This window comes from Acinetobacter sp. BEC1-S18-ESBL-01, from assembly GCF_014169935.1.
Classification (GTDB): Bacteria; Pseudomonadota; Gammaproteobacteria; order Pseudomonadales; family Moraxellaceae; genus Acinetobacter; species Acinetobacter pittii.
In genome coordinates, this window is sequence record NZ_AP022302.1 from 555,580 (window position 1) to 581,417 (window position 25,838).

A 25,838-nucleotide genomic window follows, 5' to 3' on the forward strand; every position below is an offset into this window, starting at 1 on the left:
TCCTTAAATGCTCAACTTTTTCAAATTACGGCGTTTACCATAAATGATTTGTACGATTGCACGAGTTACTGTAATTGCAGTAAACATCGAACAAATAATACCGATCATTAATGTCACGGCGAAACCTTTGATTGGGCCTGTACCAATTGCAAACAGAATGAATGCAACGAGGAACGTGGTTAAGTTCGAGTCAAAAATGGTGTTATAGGCTCGATCATAACCGGCCACAATGGCCTGTTTGGGTGAGGCCCCCCAGAGCATTTCTTCTCGGATACGCTCACATATCAATACGTTCGCATCGACCGCCATACCAATGGTAATAACGATACCGGCAATACCCGGTAAGGTGAGGGAAGCTCCAATCCATGACATCACGGTTAAAATCATTGCCAAGTTAAACACAAGAGCAAAGTTCGCGATTAAACCGAATACACGGAAGAAAACCACCATCCAGATTGCAACGAGCAAGAAACCGATTTGAGTAGACAATACACCTTTATCAATGTTTTCTTGACCAAGGCTTGGACCTACTACACGCTCTTCAACAAAGTACATTGGCGCAGCTAAAGCACCAGCACGAAGCATTAATGCAAGTTCAGATGCTTCTTGAGGAGAACTTAAACCGGTAATACGGAAAGTTGAACCTAAAACAGCTTGAACTGTTGCTGCGTTAATGACTACAGATTCAGTGTATGGCGTCCGAACTTCTGTTTGTGCACCGGTTTTTGGATCTGTGACATAGTTAATTTTTTGCTTGTTCTCGATGAACAATACCGCCATGCGTTTACCAACTGCATTACGGGTTGCATCGGACATTAGCTTACCGCCAGCGCTGTCGAGCGTGATATTTACTTCGGCACCGCCAGAGTCCTGACTAAAGCCAGAGCTTGCATTTTGAACACGCTCACCAGTCAAGATTCGGTTACGTTGCAACAAGAGCTGACGACCGCTATCTAAAGACTCATAAGCAAATACTTCTGTACCCGGAGGTAAAGGTTGACCATTATATTTACCCGTATATGGATCGATATATTGATCATTTAAGTCAGAAACTAAACGGAATTCGAGGTTCGCAGTACGTCCTAAAACACGTTTAGCTTCAGCTGTATCTTGTACACCGGGTAATTCAACAACAATACGGTTGCTACCCTGACTTTGTACCAATGCTTCTGCAACACCAAGTTCGTTAATACGATTACGTAATGTTGTTAAGTTCTGATTTACCGCATATGACTGAATTTCTTGGCGACGTACATCGGTATAAGTAAGCTTTAAAGTAGAACCTGTAGAGCTTGCTAATGCCTGTTGGGTATATTCATTCCCATTACGACGTAAAAAATCCATTGCTGCATCACGGTCAGCATTGTCAGCAAATTGAACAGTGATCACATTATTTGTTAATGCAAGACTGTTAAATTTGATCTTGTTTTCACGGAACTGACGACGCAAATCGGTGGCAGAGGTTTCCATACGTTGGGCAACGGCTTTGTCCATATCTACTTCAAGCAAGAAGTGGACACCACCACGTAAGTCCAAACCAAGTTTCATTGGTTTTGCCCCAATCTTTTGCAGCCATTCCGGTGTGGTTGGTGCAAGGTTTAGGGCGACAACATATTCATCACCTAAGTCACGACGTAATACTTCTTTTGCCTTTAACTGTGCTTCAGATGAACTGACACGCAATAGGGCAGCATTATTTGTAAAAGTATTGTCATGGCTCGCAATATTTGCTGTTTTTAAAATTTGCTCTGCTTTTTTCACCACACTTTGATCAATTTGGGTACCAGCTTTGGCACCGGAAATTTGAACAGCGGGCTCATCCGGATATAGACTAGGCAGTGCGTATAATGTACTGATTACCAGAACAACCAGAATCAGTAAATATTTCCATGCAGGGTAACGCATTCGCTTTCTTCTTAAATGAAAAAGCCGTGCTAAAGCACGACTGTTTTATGATTAAAGGTTATTTAGAGTGCCTTCAGGTAATACTGAAATTACGCTGGCACGCTGAATTTTTACTTCTACACCACGGCTAAGTTCAACAACTGCATAGTCACCTTCAATTTTGGTTACTTTGCCCATTAAACCGCCAGCGAAAACAACTTCACTACCAACACCTAAGCTCTCAATCAAAGAACGGTGTTCTTTAGCACGTTTTGCTTGAGGGCGCCAAATTAAGAAATAAAAGATTGCAACGAATACGACAATCATCAAGATGTTTGGCAAAATACCATTAGTTGGGCCAGCTGCCGGTGCTGCATGAGCAGCAGAAATTAAAAAGCTCATTTTGATTTCCTAAAGTTAAAAATATGAGTCAGATAACTGACATAATCCTAATTCGTTTTGCAATTTACCTTGTCTTGAGGTTGAGCGCAAATCTGGCTTATTCATCAACCGGACATGGTGGAACTTCTAAACCACGACGGGCATAAAAGTCCTGAACAAATTCATCAAATGTGCCATTGTCTAATGCATCACGCATACCTTCAGTCAAACGTTGGTAATAACGTAAGTTATGAATAGTACCGAGCATAGACGCTAACATTTCTCCACATTTTTCAAGGTGGAATAGATAAGCGCGGGTAAAGTTCTTACAAGTGTAGCAATCGCAATGTGGATCGAGCGGGCTCTGATCATGACGATATTTACTATTACGAATACGTACCAGACCATCAGTGACAAAATAATGACCGTTTCGCGCATTACGAGTCGGCATTACACAGTCAAACATATCGACACCGCGGCGCACCGCTTCAACGATATCTTCTGGTTTACCAACACCCATCAAATAACGCGGTTTGTCATGTGGCATTTTATTTGGTAGATAATCTAAAACTTTGATCATCTCTTCTTTAGGTTCACCTACAGATAAACCGCCAATTGCGTAACCGTCAAAGCCGATTTCTAAAAGGCCATTTAAAGACTCATCGCGTAAGTCTTCATACATGCCACCTTGAATAATGCCAAATAACGCATTGTGATTTTTGAGCTCATCATGGTGATGGGTTTTACAACGTTTTGCCCAGCGCAAAGAAAGTTGCAATGATTTTTGAGCTTCTTCATGTGTCGCAGGGTAAGGCGTACACTCATCAAAAATCATCACGATGTCAGAGTTCAAGACCTGCTGAATTTCCATAGAAATTTCAGGTGATAAAAATACTTTTGAACCATCAATCGGTGAGCGGAAGGTAACACCTTCCTCTTTGATTTTGCGCATTGCGCCAAGACTAAAAACCTGGAAACCGCCAGAGTCAGTCAAAATTGGCTTATTCCATTTAATAAAGTCATGCAAACCACCGTGTTCTTTAATCACTTCAAGACCCGGACGCAAATATAAATGGAATGTATTTCCTAAAATAATTTGTGCCTGAATGTCTTCGATGTCACGAGGTAACATGCCTTTGACTGTGCCGTAAGTCCCCACTGGCATAAAAACAGGTGTTTCAACAACACCATGTTCTAAAGTTAAACGACCACGACGGGCGCGCCCCGACTGACCTAATTTTTCAAACTTCATCTAAAAATCCTGAACACGAGCAGAGGCGAAGAAACAGTTCGCTGCTAAAAAGAGGGCTATTTTCCTTGATTCTGCTACGTAGTTCTACTACTAAATGTAGCTGGTTATAAAATAGATAAATTTCCGATAGTTTAGAGACTATTTTCTTCCTATTAAAAATTAGGTTTATAGTCAAAATTTTCATTAACAAGATTATCTCTAAAAGGGCGAATCGCTTTCTTGGATAAGGTTAAGGTGTTAATGAGATTATTAGGGAATACTTCAATCTGGTTATTGAATAGCTCGACATTACGGTTAAAAATGCTAATTGCTGCACCAACATTTTCATTTTGTTCCTGAATATCATCCATCATTTTGCTATACAGCGAATCAGCTTTAAGCTCTGGATAATTTTCAACAACAACGTTTAAGCTTCGAATAAGCTCTTGGCTCATTTTCTCGATCTGTTGTAGCTGAGAAATATCAGTGTTATTCACATTTAAATTAAGAATTTGTTGACGTAATTGAGTAACCTTTTCTAATGTCGATTTTTCAAATTGAGTATATTGATTGAGTGTTGATTCGAGAGATTCCAATGTCTTTACTTTTTGACGCTCGAAATTGGCAACTTCAGCCCAAGCTCTTTTAGTCGCATTAAAGTAACGTACGATGGTGTTACGGATGTGAATGCCCCAGACAATCAGTACGACGAAAATCCCCAAGAAAATAAATAAACCTGTCATTTTCACTCCTCTTATTTTTGTTCCCTCATTGAGCCTTTTAACTTCTTATTTTTTGATAAGTTGCCAGTTCAGCGCTACGAGAGATTTATTTAATTAAATTAAGCATTAATTGCTGAAATTTTTCATATTGCGGCATAGTCATGGTACGCAAGTGTCCACGTAATGTTGAAACATCATGAATTTCACTTTGCTTGCTGGTGGTCTGAAAAAGATCTTGTTCACCGAGATAACATAAAATTTGCTCTTCATGATGATAAATTAAATCACCTTTAAAGTGTTGAAAAAAATCATGAAATTTTAAGGTTATGCTTGGGCTAACTTCTTTAGCTAATTGGTGTTGGGCAGTACCAAAAATATTGAGCTTTTGGTTAATCAGGATGTCAGTGCTTTGCCATTCAGTTAAGTAAGGTGCAAAAAAACGAGAACGTTGGTTACTTACAGCAATACCCAATGCAGGCATTTGAAATATAAAAGCGCCCCATAGATCTCTATGGATCTCTCTAACTATTTTTTTGTCACTATCCTGATTTTGAAGAATGGGTAAATTATTTACATAGTGATATTTGAACAGCAGAACTTGATGTTCCGTAATTCCATCATCCCACGTAGTGGAAGCAAACTGAGTAATTTCGTTAGATTCATTACCCCGATTAAACAGTGGAAAGTGTTGCTTTAATTTGCTTAAGACTAAAATTGGTTGAGATTGAATAGGAAGATAGGCCGGTAACTGTTGTAACCGTAATCTATAACGTAAAGTGGTGATACGCTGTTCTAAATAGTGAATGACTTCGCTTAGAGGTTTTTGCGGTTCATAGAGCAAATAGGCCAGAAAACCAGTTAAAAATGCCCATAAGAGGCTCAAAATATATTGAATATGAGGATGAAAAAAGTATCCAAATAATAAAGTCGTAATACTGCAAATACCTAACAAATGCGGCAATATATTAACAAAACGAAGGTTAGGATCTTCACGCCATGGATGTAACGCATTTAAAAGCTCTTGATCTGTTTGTGACTTTTGTCCAGCATCCCAAAGTCGAGCAATATTGCGCAAAACCTGTGTATTTTTCTTACGTCTTATATGCAGAGCTTCTTGTAAGGTATCAATTGGCATGGAAGTAATGAGCTCATTATCATAAAGTACTATTTTTAGATTATCTTTTAAATTGAATGAGATAAATAGAAATAAGTTCTAAATAAATAATTACTTTTATAATTTCGGCATTTGAGTTTCATTAATGAAATGCTGCAATGTATTTGCAAATTGCTCAAACTCTGGCATTGAAAGAGTTTCAAGGCATTCAGCAAGCTCGCGTACACTAGCGCCATATAAACTTTGTTGGCGTAAAAGATTTACATTACAGAGCCAACATAATGCAGATGTTTCAGGGTGTATATAGAAATCCCCTGGAAAATCTTCCAACATTTTTTCTAATAATAACAAACGGTCTGGGCTTAGAAATTTTACTAAATCCAACTCATTAATTCCGCTTTGTTGGTATTTTTGATTAAAACGGATATCACTTGATTCCCAAGTTACTCCTAAGCGACAAGCCTTTTTTTGTTTACTTGAAATACTGACTCCGCGAACTGGAAAATTCTCTAAAATGACGCCGTATAAATTATAGCTAACATCTTTTAGTTCCCATTTACCTTTTGAATTATAGGCCATCTCTCGATTGATATAATGGTATCTAAAGATTTTATAGGGGTGAATTGTTTCTCTTACTTGCCACTTGCCGTGTATTGCAGTTAAAACTGAATTTTCTTGATTGCCTAACTTAAATAAAGGAAAGTCTGAAGCGGATGTTCCTTTTTTAGGTAGGTTATCTTCAGTTGCAAATTTGAAATTATATTTATGTTCATAATAATAAACTTGGATATCTTGAAGTAGGCAAATCAGTTCGGCTGTTGATGCTCTATGATAAAAACCATAAAAGATCGCAAGAATGGCAAAAGGGAAGAAGTAAATCGAGATTAAAAAGCCTAATGCCATACAAACTAAGGCGAAAATTGTAGCATTCCAAAAAATATAATTTCGAATATCAAGTTGTTGGGTGCCTGTCCAATTTTTTAATGAATGAATAAGTATTTCGGGAGGTAATTGCTGATTAAGTAAATTTCTTAATGCCTCAATATTTCTTAAAGTAATTTTGTTATGTGTATTTTGATTGTCAAAAGCACTTTGAATTTTTTGAAAAAGCAGTTTCATAAATTTTATTATTAGTCGAAATTGTAGTTGGGTCAGCTGGGTTAAACCTCGAATCAACTTATAAGGTTTACCCAGCCTTAGTATTTAAACGTCTAATTTATCAACCAGCATTGCATCGCCATAACTAAAGAAACGATAGCGGCTTTTAACAGCATGTTCGTAGGCAGCTAAAATATTGTCTCGATTTGATAGCGCTGATACCAACATGAGCAGGGTAGACTCTGGTAAATGGAAGTTAGTAATTAAACGGTCTACGATGCAGAACTCATAACCTGGATAGATAAAGATTTGCGTGTCGCCAGTCCAAGCTGCAATTTTACCGCCATGAGCTTGAGCTGCACTTTCTAAAGCACGTGTCGCGGTTGTACCAATGGCAATCACTTTATTGCCGCGTGCTTTAGTCGCCAAAATTAAATCAATAGTTTCTTGAGGAACATCACACCATTCACTGTGCATGACATGATTGGTAATGTCATCAGTACGAACAGGCATAAATGTGCCAGCACCGACATGTAAAGTCACAAAAGATTTTTGAACATTTTTTTGCTCTAACTTTGCTAGTAACTCTTCGTCAAAGTGCAAGCTCGCAGTAGGAGCGGCAACACTGGCAATTTTTTTAGGATTATGGAAAACCGTTTGATAGCGTTCAGTGTCAATTTCTTCTGCTTCACGGTTAAAGTAAGGCGGAATAGGTAACTGACCATACTGCTCAAGTACAGGCAAGATCGGCTGTGAAAACTCAACCACAAATAAATTTTCGTGACGGCCACGTACAATCACAGGAATATTATCTGCACCAACAAAAAGCTCCGCACCTGCTTTAGGTGAGTTACTCGATTTGATATGACAATACGCCGTGGTGTGGTTCAGCATACGCTCAACCAAAATCTCAATAGCACCGCCTGTAGAGCGTTTTCCTTTAAGTCGAGCTTTCATGACCTTGGTGTCATTAAGCACCAACAAATCACCTTCTTTGAACAGATCGATAATGTCTGTGAACATGTGATCGTGATATTGACCCTTTGAGTCTAAGTGCAACAACCGCGAAGCACTACGTGATTCGAGAGGGTAACGGGCAATGAGTTCATCAGGTAATTCAAAGGAAAAGTCAGACAGTTGCATATTTGAGAAAAAACACCACAAAAATTGGGCTTAGTATAAACTTTTTCGCTTTTTTATGGCTGTGCTTCTGACCTAAATGATGAAAAATGTTTAAATGATCTAAAAGTGAACGATAATATTCACTTAGGGTTTGACAAGTTTTACAAACGCGCTAATATACGCAACACAAACATACTTCCTCTCCCGAGGTGGTGAAATTGGTAGACGCGGCGGACTCAAAATCCGCTGTCAGAGATGACGTGTCGGTTCGAGTCCGACCCTCGGGACCATATTCAGAATCGTAAGATTCTACGAAAACCCCTAAGTTAACGGCTTAGGGGTTTTTTTGTTTTAGAAATTTTTTAAGGAATTTTGATAATATATGATGAAGAAAAGCTGATTCAGTTGTACCGTCAAACACGTGAAGAAATGAGTTCAGGGTTAATCTCTATAGCTGAGACTTATACAAATCAATTTAAATAAACTAATTTAATTACTTAGAAAAAATATTATGAGAACTTTTTGTTTTATTACTGCTGGAATTTTTATTTTAGCATGGTTGTTCTTTCCCAATTTATTTCAATGGTGGGCAATACATGTATGGTTCATTCCAATTGAACAATTAGATGAAATGGGAAAACTTGGACCTCTTGGTGATATTTATGGAAGTCTTAACACTCTTTTTACTTCAGTCACTTTAATTATTGTTATGTATTCTGCCTATTTGCAGAGACAAGCAAATAGAGATGCTAGAGAAGCTATGGCAGAACAGCTTATTCAGGCCAGAGAAGCAAGTGATGAACAAATTAGGCAAGCAAAAGAGGCTACCGAAGAACAACTGAAACAAGCCAGGGAAACAACTATTCAACAAATGGATTTAGCTCAGTCAACCCATGAAGCACAGATCCAAGAAACAAAAAACTCATTTTTTACGAATCAATTCTATTCATTGTTAAATTTTAAAAACGAAAGAATAAAAACTTTAGTACTACGTGATGTGAATAATAATACAATTTCTGGCTATGAAGTATTTACAGTTTTACAGTCAGAGCTGTTTAAAAATATATGCCTTAAATATAAAGATGATTGGGATATAGTAACTAAAGAAGTAATTAGTCAAGAGTTTAGAGAAATTTCAACTGCGCTTAATAATGGCCATACATTCTATGAAATATTTACTTATTACGAAATTTACTCTTCTTTATTTGAACTGATAGAAACTGCAAGTATTAATGAAAAGCAAAAATTTTTTTACTCGACATTAGTACGCCAATCCACAACACCTTCAGAACAACTAACTTTGTTTTATTTAATCCCTATGTGGGACAGACTGCATGTTTCATTAGAAGGAAGTAAAATCTTTATTAGTTTTGGACCAGGACAATCCGAAGGATTTGCCTTAAAGTTTTATAATAAGAGTTTCTTTTATACTTCTGAATGGTATGCGGTTTATGATAACCAACAAACCCCAGCCTAAGCTGGGGGGAGTTTATTTGGCATGAACCGCGCGGTTAATGTTGACCACTTGGTGATGTAGCGTGTTGATGATGGCGCTAAATTCTTGTTCTTTTAAACCATCATCGACTTTCATTTTTGAAAAGGCAAAAAGTAAATTTTGAAGGTTCTCAAGTGGATATTCAATTTCTTCCAATATTTCTTCAGCCGTCATTTTCTTTTGGCTTTTAACGTCTAGTGTTGAGTGCATTTCTCTGTCCTGTCCATTAAACAAGAAGCTATTTATAAACTCGCATTTCTAACATCTTACAACTGTCTACCTTCAAATATTTGTTGTATTTTCCTCAAGCATACCCACTTTATGTATCTGAAAACCTTTAATTGAAACTTCACATTTCTATTTTGAAAAGAACGTTGCTCTTTTAATGTACTGTGTTAAAGTTTGTAGTAGATCATAATGATTATAAGTACATTTATTGAGAGCGGTTCCGACCAAAAACGACATAATCTGTGAGGCGGGCAATGACATTCCAACGTTTAGAACTAAATCAGGTTGAGCAGTTAAGTGCTTGTAGGATATCTCTGTTGCTTGGATTAAACGCCGAGCAGAACTACATCGAGCAATTTTTCCGGTTTAGTCTTCGTCTTTTGAATTGTAAAAAAGCCTTATTGACTTTTAATCAGGAACCCTACTTTTGGCACCGTTGCCCTGAAGGCATGACGGCAATCTCGTTTAAACCATCAAAGCATTTAAAACAGTGCTTCGCCAAACAACAGACGATTAATCACTTACATCCCTCATATCAAAATTTAATCAACTATTTAAAAGAATTAAATATTGATTGCAGCAGGGCATTGGCTGTGCATCTTCTACACCCTGATAAAACTTCGATGGGTTTTGCTGTCTTTTTTGATGACGATGCGGCAACGTTTGAAGATGATGATATTCAATTGTTGCTCGATTATTGTTCTACTTTTATGCAGCAAGTCGAGTTGAAGTTTAACTATGAAGAGTTAAACGAGCTCTATGAACAACAGGTAGCGATTAATTCAAGTAAGACAAAATTTTTCTCGATTATCTCACATGACTTACGGGCACCCTTTCATGGCTTGCTTGGATTTTCTGAAGTACTTGCCAAAGAGCGTGAAACCTTAGATGAATCTAGTATTCAAAATATTGCAGATTATTTATACGACACCTCACAATCGACCTATAACTTGCTTGAAAGCTTACTAACATGGGCGATGGCCGAGGGAGGACGTTTTGTCTATCACCCGATTAACTTTAAACTTAGACAAGTCAGCAATATCGTGTGCGATGTACTGCACACTTTAGCTTTAAAGAAGAATATTGAACTGGTTAATGGTGTTCCAGATGATTTAAACATCTACGCCGATATCAATATGATGACCTCTGTAATTCAGAACTTGGTGTCAAATGCGTTGAAATTTACCGACGTTGATGGATCGGGCAAAGTCTTTATTGAAGCTCAACAAGCGGATGTAAATGTAGAAATTACTGTTCGAGACACAGGTCTGGGTATGACCGAGCAACAAATGGCAAATTTATTCCATCCACGTATTACTGCTAGCTTTAAAGGCACTGCAGGTGAAAAAGGTGCCGGCTTAGGTTTGAGTCTTTGCAAGCGTTTTGTCGAGATTAATCAGGGACAAATTACTGTTAGCTCCAAAGAAGGGGTAGGAACGACATTTAAGGTTCTATTACCTTCAGCTCAAGAAAGTCATGAGGTGCATACCGAACATCATTCTTCATCAGAAGCAAAATTAGTCTAATCCCTTTTCCTAACACTACTCGAACTGCTATAACTAAAAACAGAGTACGAGGAAAAGAGCTTTTTATATGAATGCGGAGCAGTTACAAAAAACATTGCGTGCCAGTCAGTACGCAGAACAAGTTTTAGGTTTGCATCAAGCTGTTTTAGAACAAGATTATCAAATAGATCAATTTACTGCACCGCTCTCTACCGAACAGATTTACCAATTTGTACAGACCACGCTAGATGGGATTGGTGACGAAACGCTTTGGATGCGCGGAATGCGCATTTTACGTAGCCGTTTAATGTTCCGCTGGATTTGGCAGGATGCCAACCAGCTGACCGATGTTGTCACACTTACTCGTGAACTTTCTGATTTTGCCGATGCCAGTATTTGTGCTGCAAAAGATTTTGCGCGTGTCGCACTTGTGGCGAAGCACGGCGAACCTGTGAGTTACTCTGGCAAAGTGCAAGATTTGATTGTTGTTGCCATGGGTAAGCTTGGTGCTCAAGAGCTTAATTTATCGAGTGATATCGACTTAATTTTTGCTTTTGATGAGCAAGGTGAAACCAACGGTCGCAAATGTATTGATGTACAGCAGTTCTGTATTTTGTGGGGACAAAAACTCATTTATTTGCTTGAACACATTACTGCCGATGGTTTTGTGTTTCGAGTTGATATGCGCTTACGTCCTTGGGGGGATGGCTCGGCATTAGCGATTAGTCATGCCGCTTTAGAAAAATATTTAAGTCAGCATGGTCGTGAATGGGAACGTTATGCGTGGATTAAAGCGCGTGTAGTGACTGGAGGTAAAGAAGGGCAGGATTTGTTAGAAATGACACGTCCTTTTGTGTTCCGCCGTTATGTCGATTACACCGCTTTTGCTGCCATGCGTGATATGAAAGCGATGATTGAGCGCGAAGTCTTACGTCGTCATATTGAGGATGATATTAAACTCGGAGCGGGTGGTATTCGTGAAATTGAGTTTATTGTTCAGGTATTTCAGCTTATTTATGGCGGGTCTAAACGTGAGTTACAAGACCGTCAATGTTTAGTTAGTCTTGAGCACATTGGGGAAGCTGACTTATTAGAAAAACAAGCTGTATTAGAGCTTGAAGATGCTTACCTATTCTTACGCCGTGTTGAACATGCAATTCAAGCTCTCAACGATCAGCAAACCCAGTTATTGCCCGAAGAATTGGATTTAAGGCAACGCATTATAGATACCTTAGGTTTTGCTAGCTGGAATGAGTTTCTCGATGTTCTTAATGAGAAACGTCAAAAAGTAAAAGTTCAATTTAAGCAACTGATTGAAGATACCAGCTCTAATGCCGCAACTGAAAATTTTGGGCAGTTAGAGCAGCAGTTAGATGAAGTGTTGGATGATAATGCGAAAAATCTGATTCATGAGTTTTGGCATGGTCATGCACTTAAAAAACTTCCTTCAAATGCTGTGCAGCGTTTAAAAACATTTTGGCCTCATTTAATCGAAGCGATCTTACAGTCTGAACAACCTCAAACTGCATTGTTGCGTTTAATGCCGCTGATTGAATCAGTCATGCGTCGAACCGTGTATTTGGTGATGTTGATTGAAAGTAAGGGGGCATTGCAACGCTTAGTGAAAATGGCGACGGTGAGTCCGTGGATTTGTGAAGAGCTAACGCAATATCCGGTACTGCTGGATGAGTTCTTATCGATGGATTTTGAGTTACCAAAACGTAAGGACTTAGAAGACTCATTACGTCAGCAATTGCTTCGTATTGAGATTGATCAGGTCGAAGACCAAATGCGAGCACTTCGCCTCTTTAAAAAGAGCAATGTACTCACTGTTGCGGCAAGTGATGTCTTAGCTGAAAGCCCTCTCATGAAGGTTTCCGATGCATTAACTGATATTGCTGAAGTCAGTGTTAATGCAACTCTCCATTTAGCTTATCAGACCGTGGCGAAGCGTCATGGTTACCCATGTGATGTTGATGGAAAACGCTGCTCTCTAGACTACAAAGCTTTTGCTGTCATTGGTTATGGCAAAGTGGGTGGTATTGAGCTGGGCTATGGCTCTGACTTAGATCTTGTCTTTATTCATTATCTAGATGAGCAAGCAGATACGGATGGAACGAAGTCAATTAGTGGCTTTGAGTTTGCTATGCGTGTGGCTCAAAAGTTTATGTCACTCATGACCACTCAAACCCTTGATGGCCGTGTCTATGAAATTGATACGCGGTTAAGACCTTCAGGTGAGGCCGGTTTATTAGTGACAAGTCTTAAGGCCTACGAACACTATCAGTTGAAAAGTGCATGGCTTTGGGAGCATCAGGCATTAGTACGTGCCCGCTCTATTGCAGGTGACGAGGTACTTTGCCAGAAATTTGAAATATTTCGACGCGAGATATTGACTCAATCTAGAGATGAGGCTTATGTTCGTGAGGAAGTGTTGAAAATGCGTCAGAAAATGAAAGACCACCTAGGTTCGTCTTCTGAACAAAAAAAACATGGTATTTTTCATTTAAAACAGGACGCAGGTGGTATCGTCGATATCGAATTTATGGCACAGTATGCTGTACTTGCATGGAGCGGGACGAAACCCGATCTCGCCCATTATTCTGATAATGTAAGAATATTAGAAGATGCTGCTAAAGCAGACTGCTTATCCAGTGAAGATGCCACAGCATTAATTCGAGCCTATCTTAGTGAACGTGCCGAAAGCCACCGCTTAGCCCTTGCAAATCAATCCATGCAAGTCAGCGCAGCGGACTGGCGTAGTACCCGTGCGGTCGTTTGCAATTTATGGCAAAGATTAATAGACCCAACCGCCTCGGTTGAGTTGGATAGTGAATGATTTTATAACAATTTGGAGTGTTCCATGAATTTGGCTGATCGTGATGGTTTTATTTGGCAAGATGGAAAATTAATTGATTGGCGTGATGCAAAGATTCACGTTTTAACCCATACATTACACTACAGTATGGGCGTATTTGAGGGTGTTCGTGCTTATGAAACGCCTAAAGGTACAGCGATTTTCCGTCTTCAAGACCACACAAAACGTTTGTTAAATTCAGCAAAAATTTATCAAATGAAAGTGCCGTATGATCAAGCAACGCTTGAACAAGCACAAATCGATGTTGTTCGTGAAAATAAATTAGCTTCTTGCTATTTACGTCCGCTTATTTGGATCGGTTCAGAAAAACTTGGTATTGCAGCAACAAATAACACGATTCATGCCGCAGTTGCAGCATGGGCGTGGGGCGCATACCTTGGTGATGAAGCGATGGCGAAAGGTATTCGCGTTAAAACTTCATCATTTACTCACCATCATCCAAACGTGACGATGTGTAAAGCAAAAGCATCTGGTAACTACACGTTGTCAATTCTTGCTCACCAAGAAGTTGCACATTCTGGTTACGATGAAGCAATGTTAATGGACCCACAAGGTTATGTATGCCAAGGTTCTGGTGAAAACGTATTCTTGATTAAAGATGGCGTTTTACACACTCCAGATATCGCTGGTGGTGCACTTGACGGTATTACACGCCAAACTGTGATGACAATCGCTAGAGATCTTGGTTACCAAGTTGTTGAGCGCCGTATTACACGTGACGAATTCTATATTGCAGACGAAGCATTCTTCACAGGTACTGCTGCTGAAGTAACACCAATTCGTGAATATGATGACCGTCCAATCGGTTCGGGTACCCGTGGTCCAATTACCACTGAAATCCAAAAAACTTACTTTGATGCGGTTCAAGGTAGAAATCCGAAATATGAACACTGGTTAACTTACGTAAAATAAGTTAATCCGTTAACATAAAAAGGCGAACATAAGTTTCGCCTTTTTATTTTTTGGCTTAGGGAGCTTCTATGCATATTGTCTATGTGTCTGATGGTAAGGCAGGACACCGCTCACAAGCATTAGGCTTGTTTCAGGCAATGCAAAGACAACAGCCAGAAACAACTTTTGAAGAGATCCTAATTTCTGAGTTACCTATTATTTTTTTAATTCAGGCATTTTTCTCTGCAAAAAACTCCTTATTTAAACAAGCGCCTGATTTTGTGTTTGGCGTGGGAAGCCACACCCATTTTCGCGTTTGGTTGCTCGGTAAAATTTTCAAAAAGGCCAAAACGATTATTTTAATGAAGCCTAACTTACCTGTGGTTTGCTTTGATTACGCTGTTATTCCAGAACATGACGGTATTCATGCTGATAGCCATGTGATTGTCACACGTGGTGCATTAAATCCCATTCGTAATGAAAATCGTCATCAAACCGCGAGAGTTTTAATCGCTTTAGGTGGTTCATCTAAACGACATCAATGGAACCAAAATAAAGTATTAACCAGTGTTCAAAAAATTGTTGAGAATAATCCAGATGCTGAAATTATTCTGACCACTTCACGTCGAACCCCAGCAGAGTTTGTCGATATTTTAAGGCAACAAAGTTTTGCCCAGCATTTACACATATTTCCAGTTGATCAAACACCCCAAGGCTGGATTTTCGAAGAAATGCAAAAAGCAGAAGCAGTTTGGGTGACAGAAGACAGCGTCTCTATGATTTTTGAGGCGCTTACCGCGGGTTGTCGAGTCGGGGTGATGGCAATGGACCGTTTGAAAGACGACCGGATTACGCACTCAGTTGACCAAATGTTAGAATCAAAATTAATCTCACAGCAGACTTATGTTGTACAGTTACCACAACCTTATGCTTTTAAAGAAGCAGACCGTGTGGCAACATATCTTTTAGCAAAATAATGAGTTTGAGATTGTGCTATATATACTGATTTTATTGGTTCTGCTTATCTTCGTATTAAGTTATAAGTATGCTTGGTGGAAGCCGAAAATAAGTTGGAATCAGCCTCGTATATTGATGTATCACATGGTCAGAAACCATATTGATGGTGCTAAATTTAATAAACTTCGTGTGAAACCCGCTGAATTTGAAAAGCAGATTGCCTGGATGAAATCACAAGGATTCCATTTTGTAACTATGCAAGAGTTACAAAATGGTTGGGGGGAACACCCTGCTAAAACAATAGCAATTACATTTGATGATGGTTATTTAGATAACTTACAAAATGCCTATCCAATTTTAGAAAAATATCAAGCAAAAGCAACAGTTTATGTGGTGGTTGACCGTCATGATAGAGATTGGTCAACTTATAAAAAAGAACATCACAATAGTGGTGAACTTATGCGTGAAGCTAAGTTGAATGATGCCCAAGTCAAGCAACTCGCAGACAGTGGGCTGATTGAAATTGGTTCACATACATTGACGCATGCCAATTTAAATAAACTCAGTGATGCCGATTGTTTAAGAGAATTGACTGACTCAAAGCAACAACTTGAGCAATTAATTTGCAAACCCGTGACCAGTTTTGCATATCCATTTGGGATTTATTCAGACCGCGATGTCAAACTGGTAAAACAGTCAGGGTATAGCAATGCTGTAACGACTGTAGAAGGAATTGAAGGCGAACAGCCAGACTTTTTTCAACTACAACGTATTAAAATCAGTGGTAAAGATTCATTATTTGCTGTCAAGCTCCGTTTAAAGCTTGGTAAGCGTGAGGGATAAGCATGAAAATTACTCTTGTAATGGCGAGTGATGAGGAAGGGGGACTAGAAAAGCATGTACTTGAGTTGGCTGCTGGTTTGTCACAATCACATGAAGTATCTTTAATTGCACATCAGAAATATAAAAGTCAGGTGAAAAGTGCGGTGAACTTTGTGGCTTTCGACATGAGTGGTAGCCGTTATAACCCATGGACAAAATATCGGCTTAAAAAATTAATATTGGCGACAGAGCCACAAGTGCTACATGCTCATGCTTCGAAAACAGCAAAACTTTTACAAGGTATATTGAATAGTTTGAATTTTCCATGTGTTGTAACCATGCATGGTGCAAAAAAGAATATTAAAACCTATTTGGCATTTGATCATATTATTTGTGTAAGTAAACGTCTTGCACAAATAGTAGGGCAACCACATAAAGTAAGTGTGGTTTATAATGGGATTTCCTTAAATATAACTGCTCAACCATTTGTAAAGAATAGAAAATTTATTGCAATAGGCCGTTTAAATGAAGTGAAAGGTTTTAATCTTTTATTAGCCGCTTGGCAGAACATTCCTTGTGAATTAACTATTATTGGTGATGGTGAAGAACGGGACAGACTGGAAAAATTGATTAAAGAATATCAGTTAGCTGATCGTGTTAAGCTATATGGTTATAGTAATAATATTCATCCATTGATTGCGGAACATGAAGCCTTAATTGTTTCATCTTTACGTGAAGGCGGTCCTTATACACTTGCTGAGACCTTGTTGCTTGAGCGACCAGTTATTGGTACAAATGTCGGGATGATGTCTGAATTTATTCCCACAGAATTTTTATGTGAACCTAATAATATATTGGCTTTACAGCAGCTCATCCAAAATTATTTAAAAATATCTGATCCAGAGAGTAGTTTTAAAACTGCTTATGTACTAGCACAAGAACAACTTACTTTCACGAAAATGATTGATCATACAGTACAAGTATATCAGTCACTGTTTTCAGTATAGGATTATGTATTGATGACACAACAAAAGGATTTTATTCTTGCATTGACAGATGGTAAACCTGGTCACGAAACTCAAACTCAGGGAATGGTTCAGCTATTGAATCAACAGAAAAACTATCAAGTGGAATGGATTCAACTAAATTTACCTAAGAAATGGTTATACCGTGTTCTTAAGTTTCTGTCCAATTTTTCAATAAATACTCATTGGTTATGCTATTTCCTTGATATGAAAACTATCAAGTCGTTAGAACAGAAACAAGTTGCATATATTGTATCAGCGGGGGGAAATACCTTGCTCGCCAATTTGTTGTTAAAACAACATTTACGCAATAATCAAGCCATTAAAAATTTAGTAGCGAGTTCATTACGAGGAATTCGTGCTGATTTATTCGATGTGGTATTTACCATTCATGATCAACAAGCTACATTGCCACATTACTTTTACTACCCAGTTGCACCTAATAAAATGTGTGCTTTGCCTTTGACACGTGATCAGGCACGTGAGCATTTAGGAATTCACAGTGCTGAATTAGTGATAGCAGTTCTAATTGGTGCGAATACCAAAACAGTCAAAATCGGTGATGCTGTACAATGGGCAACTGTTTTACAACAGATTCGGTTGCAATATCCAACAGCGAGATTATTAGTTACGACATCGCGTAGAACGTCAGTTAATTTCGAAAAAGAGTTACAAGAGCTTACTGAACAGTACGATATTTTTCAGGCAAATGACTTGCTAACATGGGTTGCACAAGGGCAAAGTTGTGATATTAAAGACTACATTAAAGCAGCTGATTGGATTTTAGCGAGCCCAGACTCAACCTCGATGGTTGCAGAGGTTATTATGTCCGGAAGCAAATTGCTAGTACTTTATGATGAAGTTGCAGTACAGGATGTGGCTATCAAACAACAATTAAACTCCTTAGCTCAACAGCGGTGGTTATATTTATTAAATTTTTTAGATGCTCATCAAATTGTTGAGGCTGTCCAAAAATTAAAAGTACAAGACCATACGGGAGAGATGACTCGAAAATTGAATAATATTTTGGGAAAATAAACTAAATATTTAGATTTTATTTTTTAATAATCGCCAACTTGATCATTCAATACATCAAATTCTAGATAAATTTAAAAAATAAAAAGAGCAGGAATCTCCTCTTTTTTATTTTGTTTGCTTTAATAATGCTTTATAAGGAGCAACGAAGCAAATTGATAAAATAAGTTGTATAAGTAGTTTTAGAATATAAATAGGTACAATGTAGAAAGGTAAAGTCTCCAGCGCTGTTATACAGGTTGGCATAATCCGATTATAATAACGACGACGAATAGCTAAAGAAGCATTTTTTCTTAATTCTTTTGATAGACATCTTTGGTTAATTTGATAAGCCTTATTCGCTTCTGGATGTTGATGGGAATAGGCTTTTAAAAACTGTGACATGCTTTGGCGGAACAAAATGACTTGACGTCTAACTTCAAAATGATCTTTTTTCTTTTTTGCCTGCGCAATAACGCTTGTATTATGATAACGAAAATAGTTTAAACATTCATGAGTAAAAAAAATATCGCCTTGTGTTACGATCTTTGCCCAAATTTCCCAATCGCCAATGAAGCGTAAGCTCGGGTTAGCCCCTCCCACATCAAAGTAAGTTTGTTTTTTGAAAATAACCCCACTCGCATTAGGAATAGTATTTTGAGTATTTAAAAATTTTTCTATATATTCAAGCCCTTTCATTTCAAAGTTGTTTTCGAAAAGTTTTGGGTCTACTTGATCTGTAAAATCTTTCCAAGAACCAGTTATTTCTCCTCTAGCGTTCATTCGATATGATTGGCTATACGCCAGTACTAAATTGTGGTTTTTCTCAAACTGTGGTACTAATTTTTCTAAAAAACGAGGATCTGCTATATCATCGGATTCAGCAATCCAGATCAGCTCTCCTTTCGCTAAATGCATCCCTTTGTTCCATTGGTAGAAGGTGGAGCCTGAATTTTTTTCATTGATAATGCAATGAGAAACTTTAGGATGTTTTCGGTATTTTTCTAAAATTTTAGCGCTATGATCTGGTGACAAATCATCTAAAAGGATTAATTCAAATTGTGAATAGCTTTGATTAAGAATACTATTAATTCTTTCTTCTAAATATTGAGCATGATTATAACTTGGGACAATGATACTAACAAACACTGAGTAGAACCTATAACATGAATACTGGTAACGATACTCTTAAAGCAATAGGTCAACAATCGTATCTATCCTATTTTTATAGGTATGATCTCGTTGAACCTTGTCCATTGCTAGTAAGGGATTAATAGAATTTTCTTTGAGTTTGCTTTGCAGTTCGGAAGGGTCTGAAAAAGTTATAATTTCATTTTCTATGCTGAATGCAAATTCAAGATCTTTTACATATTCACTGACTAAAATGCAACCGCAAGCAGGTGCTTCAAAACAACGCATATTCATGCCTTGTCGTATATTTACTTTATTAATGAGGTTAAGAACATACTTATGTTTACGGTAAAGTTCAGCGACATTGGGTAGACTAATATTATGTGGATGAATAATACTGTCATTTTTTACAAGATTATTCCAGCCTTTACCATAAATAGTAATTGGGAGCGGAATTCGTTCAATTAGTTCTTGTCTGTCAGGAGACCAAGCTCCTACAAATAAAAGTCTGTCATTTTTTTGTTCATCCTTCGGAAAAAAGATTTCAGGATTGTAAGCTAGTGGAAGGTAGATTGAATGATCTAATCCTATATCTTTAGCATCTTTAATAAAACTGAAGTCGGTAAAGCAGTATAAGTCAATAATTTCTTTTGTTTTTTTTAGCCTTGAATCAAAAAAATCTCCGATCCAATGAGCTTTTTTGCATGGAAAGTCAGCTAAAACTTCTAGTAGATAATCATTAAAATAAAAGAGATCGGCAATCAATATTAGATCGGGCTGAAATGTTTGTAACTTTTTCTTTAGTAAATTAGCTGTATATATATCTTTATTTGGTAAAATTTTCTTAAGAAATCGTTCACAGGTATTATTGTGATTTAAAGCAAAGCCTTGAATCACATAATTAGGGTGTCGGTGAGAAGTGGCAAGAATATTTTCGAACCATTGCAATATACCCCCACGTTTACCAAGAATGAGTAATTTCTTTTGCATTACTCTTTGTCCGCATTTCCTTTTAAAACCATATAAATCAATGCAACAAAAATGAGCAATGCACCAACCAAGCTACTTACACAGAAAAATAAAATACGTTGATTTGTAGTCATGTTAAATAATTCATTTGCAAGAATATAGCGCATGAAAAACCATTGTGCGAGGGAGAATACAATCACGACTAAAGCATGTCGACGTACATCAGGGCGCATAGCCATAAAGCTGACCTCTTAATTAAAAGCAGCCTATTATGCCACTGACGTGCTTTTTCGCAAAGCATAGCTTATGAAAATTGAATGTTTGTTTAATACTGTCTAATAAGAAACCCTGCATAAGCAGGGTTTTTTAATTTGAAGATCTAAAAAATTATTTAGATTCTTCAGCTTTTGGCTTTTCACGTAAGCGGATACCCAAGTCACGAAGCTGGTTTGCTTCAACAGGAGCAGGTGCTTGAGTAAGTGGACATTCAGCAGTCTTAGTTTTCGGGAACGCAATAACGTCACGAATTGAAGTCGCGCCAGTCATAAGCATAACTAAACGGTCAAGACCAAATGCCAAACCACCGTGAGGAGGAGCACCATAACGAAGCGCGTTAAGTAAGAAGCTGAATTTCTCTTCTGCTTCTTCATCAGAAATACCAAGCGCTTCAAAAATCGCTTTTTGCATTTCTAATGTGTAAATACGAAGTGAACCACCGCCAACTTCAGTACCATTCAATACCATGTCGTAAGCAACAGAAAGTGCTTCACCTGGATTGCTCTTCACGTCTTCTACGCTAGATTTAGGTAGCGTGAATGGGTGGTGAACAGAAGTCCATTTACCATCGTCAGTTTCTTCAAACATTGGGAAGTCAACAACCCAAAGTGGAGCCCACTCACAAGTTGAAAGGTTCAAGTCGTGACCAATCTTGACACGAAGCGCACCCATTGCGTCATTTACAACTTTAGCTTTATCAGCACCGAAGAATACGATATCGCCATCTTGCGCGCCAACACGTTCCAACAGCTCAAGTACAATCGGTTCAATGAATTTCACGATTGGAGATTGAAGACCTTCAATTCCCTTAGCGAGTTCATTAACTTTAATGTACGCTAAACCTTTAGCACCATAGATGCCAACGAATTTGGTGTATTCATCAATTGCACTACGTGGCAATGAAGCTGCACCAGGAACACGTAAAGCAACAATACGGCCTTTAGGATCTTTTGCAGGACCAGCGAATACTTTGAACTCTACTTCTTGCATTAAGTCTGCAACGTCAACGAGTTTCAACGGAATACGCAAATCTGGTTTGTCAGATGCATAGTCACGCATTGCTTCGCTATATGGCATACGGCGGAATTTTTCAAATTTTACGCCAAGCAAGTCGTTAAATAATTTAACAGTCATGCCTTCCATCAAATCCATGATTTCATCGTCGTTTAAGAACGATGTTTCAATGTCGATTTGAGTGAATTCTGGCTGACGGTCAGCACGTAAGTCTTCATCACGGAAACATTTCGCGATTTGGTAGTAACGATCAATACCACCAACCATCAATAATTGTTTAAACAATTGCGGTGATTGTGGAAGTGCATAGAAGCTACCATTTTGTACACGACTTGGTACTAAATAGTCACGTGCACCTTCAGGAGTTGCACGGGTTAAAATCGGAGTTTCAACGTCTAGGAAACCGTGATCGTCTAAATAATTACGGATCAAGTTAGTTACTTTAGAACGGAAACGTAAGCGATCTAACATTTCTGGACGACGGATGTCCAAGAAACGATATTTTAAACGGTGTTCTTCTGACACGTTAATGGTGTCATCATTTAACGGGAATGGCGGAGTTTCAGAAGCAGCAAGAACTTCGATTTCTTTGCCTAAAACTTCGATTTGACCACTCACCATATTTTGGTTTTCAGTACCTTCATAACGGCGACGAACACGACCTGTAATTTTTAATACATATTCAGAACGTGCTTTATCTGCTGTTGCAAATGCTTCTGGAGTATCTGGGTCAATAACCACTTGAACGAGACCATCACGGTCACGCATATCAAGGAAAATAACACCGCCATGGTCACGGCGACGATGTACCCAACCGCATAGTGTAACGGTCTGGTCGATTTGGGCTTCAGTTAAAGAGCCACAGTAATGAGTTCGCATCATGATGAAGATTATCCAAACTATATTGGCTGAAAGGACGGATGCGTAAACCGCGCACCGTCAAAAAAGTAAGTTTTCGATTATGCCTTGTTGGATGGTTTGTCACAAGAACTAGATCAAAAAACCGCAGAAATTAACCTGAAAATGAGCAATTTGGCAGCGATTTTAATTATTCATCCCATTCTTTGTTGTCGATCTAAAACCAAGAATAGTAAGCATCCTAAGCTAAAGGTACTTAACCAACCTTGCATAAATTCATTAATAGAGCGGCCCGTAAAATAATACGTATCGGCATGCCAAACTTCATGAGGAATGTAGCGGGCATAATCCCAAAAAGAAAATAGGCCTAACACTGTAGATAAAATCAAAAGAAACCATGCAAAAAATTTAATTTTTTTACTTACTTTCCAGTGTTGTTTATAGCGCTGATAATAGTGAACACACATCCAAACAATAAAAGGTAAGGCAAGAGCAGAGGAGCCTAACTGTAAAAGACGATGTAAGGGATATGGGTGCCCTAAAAGATGAATATTTGTTGCTAATACATCTTTAAATACAAAGGTCCGAAAGTCTGAGTGTGTTAGACCATCCCAGATTAAATGTGTTGCAATTCCTAAAATAAGTGCGAGTAATGTTCCAACCAAAAATAAAAAAATACGTTTTAAAGAGTTGAGGTCAAGATCATGCTGAATGCCCAAAAAACGATAAATTACAGGCCGGTAAAGTAAATACCAAATAGCACAGAATAATAATCCTAATGCTAGATTTGGGTAGAAAAGTCCTTTCCATTGATGTGTCAACATCCCTGACTGCATTGTAAATAAGCGGTAAAGATCGGGTGTCATACTTCCAATTGCTAGAGCTGCAACTGGTAAAGTGTTTCGGCTAAGCTTTGAAAGAGGAGGAGCTATAACGGCATGAGAGATTGTAAAAGGCATTATAAAACAGAGATTACTCACATCATTTAATTGCCCAGTCTAACGAATCAGCCGATTGGAAATGTTTTTTATTGCAAAAAGACTGAAATGTTATAATATAACAAAACAAAAGGCGTAGCGATCAGAGAATCACCTCATGTTGTTCTATAAAAATATTTTGACCTTATCCATTTTAGCTGTCATATCCGTACCTTCGTTTGCAGCAGAAAGTGAAAATGTTGAAAAGCTAGAAACTATCCGAATTAAGGCTCATCCACTTGAGCAAACTTCACAAGATTTTGCTGTGGCAGATACTGTTGTTGATCAAAAGCATCTGTCGCAAGGCACTGCTACCATTGGGGATGCACTCAGTAGTGAAGTGGGAATTTACGCGAATCAGTTTGGGGCTGGTTCGAGTCGTCCAGTCATCCGTGGACAAGATGGACCACGCGTTAAAGTACTTCAAAATTCATCAGAAAATATTGATGTCTCGACGTTGTCTCCTGACCATGCTGTTACTGTAGATCCTGTGCTTGCGAAACAAGTCGAAGTAATTCGCGGCCCTTCAACTTTACTGTTTGGTGCGGGGACTGTCGGTGGTTTAGTCAACGTCATTGATAACAAGATCCCTACGCAAATGCCTGAAAATGGTTATGAAGGACAAGTTGGCTTACGTTACAACACTGGAAGTGATGAAAAACTGGCGAGCGCTGGCGTAACTGTTGGCTTGGGCAGCCAAGTTGCATTACGTGTTGAGGGGTTAACACGTGATGCGAATAACTATATTGCACCAAACTATATTCATGAAGGTGAAAAAGAGCGCCGTGTAGACAATACTTTTGCTCAGGGTGACTCGGTTAATGTTGGTTTGTCTTGGATTTATGACCGTGGTTATACGGGTATTTCTTATAGTAACCGTCGTGATCAATATGGCTTACCGGGGCATAGCCATGAATACGAAAGTTGTAGCGCTCATCTAGGTGGAAGACCACATTTGCATTGTGGAGACCATGAGCATGAAGAGGGTGAAGAAGCTCACGATCATGAGCATGAAGAACATGAGCACGAGCATGGCGGCCCATGGATTGATTTAAAATCTGAGCGTTACGATTTTAAAACCGAGTTAAATGATCCATTTGCAGGCTTCCAAAAGTTACGTGCGCAAGCAAGCTATACTGACTATCAGCATGATGAAATTGAAGAGGGAACAATTGCGACCCGATTCCAAAACAAAGGTTATGATGGACGTATTGAGTTAGTACATAACCCGATTGCAAGTTGGGAAGGGGTAATTGGCGCACAGTTAGGTCAACAGAAATTAGATTTAACTGGCGAAGAAGCATTTATGGCTCCGACCACTACCAAAAAGTGGAGCGTATTTGCTTTAGAACATAAACAATGGAAAGACGTACATTTTGAGCTTTCTGCACGTGCAGATCAGCAAGAGATTGATGTAGACGATAACTCTAAACAAGATTTTGATGGTTCGGCATTTTCTTACGCAGGTGCTGCGAATTGGGAGTTTGCACCGAACTATAAACTTTCTTTTGTTGCTTCACATCAAGAGCGTTTACCTTTAGCTCAAGAGTTATATGCAAATGGTGGACATTTTGCGACGAATACTTATGAGTTAGGCAATGATCAACTCAGTAAGGAAAAATCGAATAATGTTGAGTTAGGTTTGCATTTTGATAATGACAAACTTGATTATCATCTGCATGTTTACCATAACTGGTTTGATGACTACATCTATGCACAAACTCTTGACCGTTATAAAGACTTCCGTTTAGTTCAATACACTCAAGATAAAGCACGTTTCTATGGTGCTGAGGGTGAAATTGGTTATCAAATTACTCCAATGTACAAGATCAGTGCTTTTGGTGACTATGTACGCGGTAAAATTGATGCCGAGGGTAACGCTCCACGTATTCCAGCGGGACGTTTAGGGACTAAAGTTGATGCAGACTTTGGCGATGGATTTAGTGGTTCTGCCGAGTACTACCATGTCTTTAATCAAGATAAGATCGCAGCTTACGAGACCGAAACTGAAGGCTATAACATGCTCAATCTTGGCGTGGCATATTCTGGACAATATGGTGCAAAAACAGATTATCGTGTTTATATGAAAGCAAATAACTTGTTAGATGACACGGTTTATCAACATGCTTCATTCTTATCAAATATTCCACAAGTTGGACGTAATTTTACTGTAGGTGTTGATTTTAGTTTCTAAGGTTTTAACACGAAACTAAACTTGAAAAATCAATCCAAAAGACCTAATTTGA

22 protein-coding genes, 1 tRNA gene and 1 pseudogene are annotated in these 25,838 nt (G+C 38.4%); 11 read left to right on the top strand and 13 right to left on the bottom strand.

What is annotated here, in order from left to right; translation table 11 throughout:
• Positions 1–3: 3 nt before the first annotated feature.
• The 7 genes from secD to queA all read right to left on the bottom strand — a co-directional run bounded on the left by secD (position 4) and on the right by queA (position 7,573).
• Positions 4–1,905, bottom strand: coding sequence for a protein translocase subunit SecD (secD, locus tag H7R46_RS02765; protein ID WP_002116237.1), 1,902 nt, complete (start codon positions 1,903–1,905; stop codon positions 4–6).
• 51 nt (positions 1,906–1,956) lie between these two features.
• A complete protein-coding gene (gene yajC / locus H7R46_RS02770; RefSeq protein ID WP_002116168.1) occupies positions 1,957–2,286 on the bottom strand; it encodes a preprotein translocase subunit YajC in 330 nt (109 codons plus the stop codon).
• A 97-nt stretch (positions 2,287–2,383) separates the two neighbouring features.
• The gene (gene tgt / locus H7R46_RS02775) at positions 2,384–3,517 is read right to left on the bottom strand and encodes a tRNA guanosine(34) transglycosylase Tgt (protein ID WP_002116306.1); all 1,134 of its coding nucleotides are present in this window, start codon (positions 3,515–3,517) and stop codon (positions 2,384–2,386) included.
• Positions 3,518–3,669: 152 nt separating this feature from the next.
• On the bottom strand, positions 3,670–4,239 hold the full coding sequence (locus tag H7R46_RS02780; protein ID WP_005064177.1) for a LemA family protein: 570 nt from the start codon (positions 4,237–4,239) through the stop codon (positions 3,670–3,672).
• Between the two features lie 85 nt (positions 4,240–4,324).
• On the bottom strand, positions 4,325–5,353 hold the full coding sequence (locus H7R46_RS02785; RefSeq protein WP_005064179.1) for a hypothetical protein: 1,029 nt from the start codon (positions 5,351–5,353) through the stop codon (positions 4,325–4,327).
• A 96-nt stretch (positions 5,354–5,449) separates the two neighbouring features.
• The gene (locus tag H7R46_RS02790) at positions 5,450–6,451 is read right to left on the bottom strand and encodes a hypothetical protein (RefSeq protein ID WP_005064181.1); all 1,002 of its coding nucleotides are present in this window, start codon (positions 6,449–6,451) and stop codon (positions 5,450–5,452) included.
• Between the two features lie 84 nt (positions 6,452–6,535).
• Positions 6,536–7,573 (bottom strand): tRNA preQ1(34) S-adenosylmethionine ribosyltransferase-isomerase QueA, encoded by a 1,038-nt coding sequence (queA, locus tag H7R46_RS02795; RefSeq protein ID WP_005064183.1) that lies wholly within the window; start codon positions 7,571–7,573, stop codon positions 6,536–6,538.
• 182 nt (positions 7,574–7,755) lie between these two features.
• On the opposite strand from queA, the gene H7R46_RS02800 reads away from it, so the two are divergent.
• The 3 genes and pseudogenes from H7R46_RS02800 to H7R46_RS02805 all read left to right on the top strand — a co-directional run bounded on the left by H7R46_RS02800 (position 7,756) and on the right by H7R46_RS02805 (position 9,029).
• Positions 7,756–7,842, top strand: a tRNA-Leu gene (locus tag H7R46_RS02800).
• Positions 7,843–7,936: 94 nt separating this feature from the next.
• A pseudogene (locus H7R46_RS19450) lies at positions 7,937–8,035 on the top strand (XRE family transcriptional regulator); the annotation flags it as partial.
• A 28-nt stretch (positions 8,036–8,063) separates the two neighbouring features.
• Positions 8,064–9,029: a hypothetical protein gene (locus tag H7R46_RS02805; protein WP_005064185.1), complete on the top strand. Its 966-nt coding sequence runs from the start codon at positions 8,064–8,066 to the stop codon at positions 9,027–9,029.
• A 12-nt stretch (positions 9,030–9,041) separates the two neighbouring features.
• Here H7R46_RS02805 and H7R46_RS02810 read toward each other — a convergent pair whose 3' ends face one another.
• Positions 9,042–9,257 (bottom strand): hypothetical protein, encoded by a 216-nt coding sequence (locus H7R46_RS02810; protein WP_005064188.1) that lies wholly within the window; start codon positions 9,255–9,257, stop codon positions 9,042–9,044.
• Between the two features lie 272 nt (positions 9,258–9,529).
• Between H7R46_RS02810 and H7R46_RS02815 the strand changes: the two genes are divergently transcribed.
• The 7 genes from H7R46_RS02815 (at position 9,530) to H7R46_RS02845 (ending at position 18,391) form a co-directional block, all read left to right on the top strand.
• A complete protein-coding gene (locus H7R46_RS02815) occupies positions 9,530–10,801 on the top strand; it encodes a sensor histidine kinase (RefSeq protein ID WP_005064190.1) in 1,272 nt (423 codons plus the stop codon).
• Between the two features lie 67 nt (positions 10,802–10,868).
• Entirely contained in the window at positions 10,869–13,619 is a 2,751-nt protein-coding gene (gene glnE / locus H7R46_RS02820; RefSeq protein WP_005064191.1) for a bifunctional [glutamate--ammonia ligase]-adenylyl-L-tyrosine phosphorylase/[glutamate--ammonia-ligase] adenylyltransferase, read from the top strand.
• Positions 13,620–13,643: 24 nt separating this feature from the next.
• The gene (locus H7R46_RS02825; RefSeq protein WP_004705670.1) at positions 13,644–14,570 is read left to right on the top strand and encodes a branched-chain amino acid transaminase; all 927 of its coding nucleotides are present in this window, start codon (positions 13,644–13,646) and stop codon (positions 14,568–14,570) included.
• A gap of 68 nt (positions 14,571–14,638) precedes the next feature.
• Positions 14,639–15,526 (top strand): mitochondrial fission ELM1 family protein, encoded by an 888-nt coding sequence (locus tag H7R46_RS02830; protein WP_005064193.1) that lies wholly within the window; start codon positions 14,639–14,641, stop codon positions 15,524–15,526.
• A 13-nt stretch (positions 15,527–15,539) separates the two neighbouring features.
• Entirely contained in the window at positions 15,540–16,349 is an 810-nt protein-coding gene (locus tag H7R46_RS02835) for a polysaccharide deacetylase family protein (RefSeq protein ID WP_005064195.1), read from the top strand.
• Between the two features lie 2 nt (positions 16,350–16,351).
• Positions 16,352–17,335, top strand: coding sequence for a glycosyltransferase (locus tag H7R46_RS02840; RefSeq protein WP_002116302.1), 984 nt, complete (start codon positions 16,352–16,354; stop codon positions 17,333–17,335).
• Between the two features lie 12 nt (positions 17,336–17,347).
• Complete coding sequence (locus H7R46_RS02845; RefSeq protein WP_005064198.1) at positions 17,348–18,391, top strand: ELM1/GtrOC1 family putative glycosyltransferase; 1,044 nt, start codon at positions 17,348–17,350, stop codon at positions 18,389–18,391.
• Between the two features lie 105 nt (positions 18,392–18,496).
• Here H7R46_RS02845 and H7R46_RS02850 read toward each other — a convergent pair whose 3' ends face one another.
• The 5 genes from H7R46_RS02850 to H7R46_RS02870 all read right to left on the bottom strand — a co-directional run bounded on the left by H7R46_RS02850 (position 18,497) and on the right by H7R46_RS02870 (position 23,574).
• Positions 18,497–19,516, bottom strand: coding sequence for a glycosyltransferase family 2 protein (locus H7R46_RS02850; RefSeq protein ID WP_002116408.1), 1,020 nt, complete (start codon positions 19,514–19,516; stop codon positions 18,497–18,499).
• Between the two features lie 39 nt (positions 19,517–19,555).
• The gene (locus H7R46_RS02855) at positions 19,556–20,488 is read right to left on the bottom strand and encodes a glycosyltransferase (protein ID WP_002116205.1); all 933 of its coding nucleotides are present in this window, start codon (positions 20,486–20,488) and stop codon (positions 19,556–19,558) included.
• On the bottom strand, positions 20,488–20,706 hold the full coding sequence (locus tag H7R46_RS02860; protein WP_002116556.1) for a hypothetical protein: 219 nt from the start codon (positions 20,704–20,706) through the stop codon (positions 20,488–20,490). Before H7R46_RS02860 ends, H7R46_RS02855 begins: the two co-directional genes overlap by 1 nt.
• Before the next feature lie 148 nt (positions 20,707–20,854).
• Entirely contained in the window at positions 20,855–22,639 is a 1,785-nt protein-coding gene (gene aspS / locus H7R46_RS02865) for an aspartate--tRNA ligase (RefSeq protein WP_005064200.1), read from the bottom strand.
• A 170-nt stretch (positions 22,640–22,809) separates the two neighbouring features.
• Entirely contained in the window at positions 22,810–23,574 is a 765-nt protein-coding gene (locus H7R46_RS02870) for a DUF4184 family protein (protein ID WP_005064202.1), read from the bottom strand.
• 136 nt (positions 23,575–23,710) lie between these two features.
• On the opposite strand from H7R46_RS02870, the gene znuD reads away from it, so the two are divergent.
• On the top strand, positions 23,711–25,786 hold the full coding sequence (znuD, locus tag H7R46_RS02875; protein ID WP_005064204.1) for a zinc piracy TonB-dependent receptor ZnuD: 2,076 nt from the start codon (positions 23,711–23,713) through the stop codon (positions 25,784–25,786).
• The last annotated feature ends 52 nt before the right edge of the window (positions 25,787–25,838 follow it).

Bases quoted from the DNA above. Each gene is read 5' to 3' on its own strand.
- secD (WP_002116237.1), bottom strand. From the start codon at position 1,905: ATGCGTTACCCTGCATGGAAATATTTACTGATTCTGGTTGTTCTGGTA.
- yajC (WP_002116168.1), bottom strand. From the start codon at position 2,286: ATGAGCTTTTTAATTTCTGCTGCTCATGCAGCACCGGCAGCTGGCCCA.
- tgt (WP_002116306.1), bottom strand. From the start codon at position 3,517: ATGAAGTTTGAAAAATTAGGTCAGTCGGGGCGCGCCCGTCGTGGTCGT.
- H7R46_RS02780 (WP_005064177.1), bottom strand. From the start codon at position 4,239: ATGACAGGTTTATTTATTTTCTTGGGGATTTTCGTCGTACTGATTGTC.
- H7R46_RS02785 (WP_005064179.1), bottom strand. From the start codon at position 5,353: ATGCCAATTGATACCTTACAAGAAGCTCTGCATATAAGACGTAAGAAA.
- H7R46_RS02790 (WP_005064181.1), bottom strand. From the start codon at position 6,451: ATGAAACTGCTTTTTCAAAAAATTCAAAGTGCTTTTGACAATCAAAAT.
- queA (WP_005064183.1), bottom strand. From the start codon at position 7,573: ATGCAACTGTCTGACTTTTCCTTTGAATTACCTGATGAACTCATTGCC.
- H7R46_RS02805 (WP_005064185.1), top strand. From the start codon at position 8,064: ATGAGAACTTTTTGTTTTATTACTGCTGGAATTTTTATTTTAGCATGG.
- H7R46_RS02810 (WP_005064188.1), bottom strand. From the start codon at position 9,257: ATGCACTCAACACTAGACGTTAAAAGCCAAAAGAAAATGACGGCTGAA.
- H7R46_RS02815 (WP_005064190.1), top strand. From the start codon at position 9,530: ATGACATTCCAACGTTTAGAACTAAATCAGGTTGAGCAGTTAAGTGCT.
- glnE (WP_005064191.1), top strand. From the start codon at position 10,869: ATGAATGCGGAGCAGTTACAAAAAACATTGCGTGCCAGTCAGTACGCA.
- H7R46_RS02825 (WP_004705670.1), top strand. From the start codon at position 13,644: ATGAATTTGGCTGATCGTGATGGTTTTATTTGGCAAGATGGAAAATTA.
- H7R46_RS02830 (WP_005064193.1), top strand. From the start codon at position 14,639: ATGCATATTGTCTATGTGTCTGATGGTAAGGCAGGACACCGCTCACAA.
- H7R46_RS02840 (WP_002116302.1), top strand. From the start codon at position 16,352: ATGAAAATTACTCTTGTAATGGCGAGTGATGAGGAAGGGGGACTAGAA.
- H7R46_RS02845 (WP_005064198.1), top strand. From the start codon at position 17,348: ATGACACAACAAAAGGATTTTATTCTTGCATTGACAGATGGTAAACCT.
- H7R46_RS02855 (WP_002116205.1), bottom strand. From the start codon at position 20,488: ATGCAAAAGAAATTACTCATTCTTGGTAAACGTGGGGGTATATTGCAA.
- H7R46_RS02860 (WP_002116556.1), bottom strand. From the start codon at position 20,706: ATGGCTATGCGCCCTGATGTACGTCGACATGCTTTAGTCGTGATTGTA.
- aspS (WP_005064200.1), bottom strand. From the start codon at position 22,639: ATGATGCGAACTCATTACTGTGGCTCTTTAACTGAAGCCCAAATCGAC.
- H7R46_RS02870 (WP_005064202.1), bottom strand. From the start codon at position 23,574: ATGCCTTTTACAATCTCTCATGCCGTTATAGCTCCTCCTCTTTCAAAG.
- znuD (WP_005064204.1), top strand. From the start codon at position 23,711: ATGTTGTTCTATAAAAATATTTTGACCTTATCCATTTTAGCTGTCATA.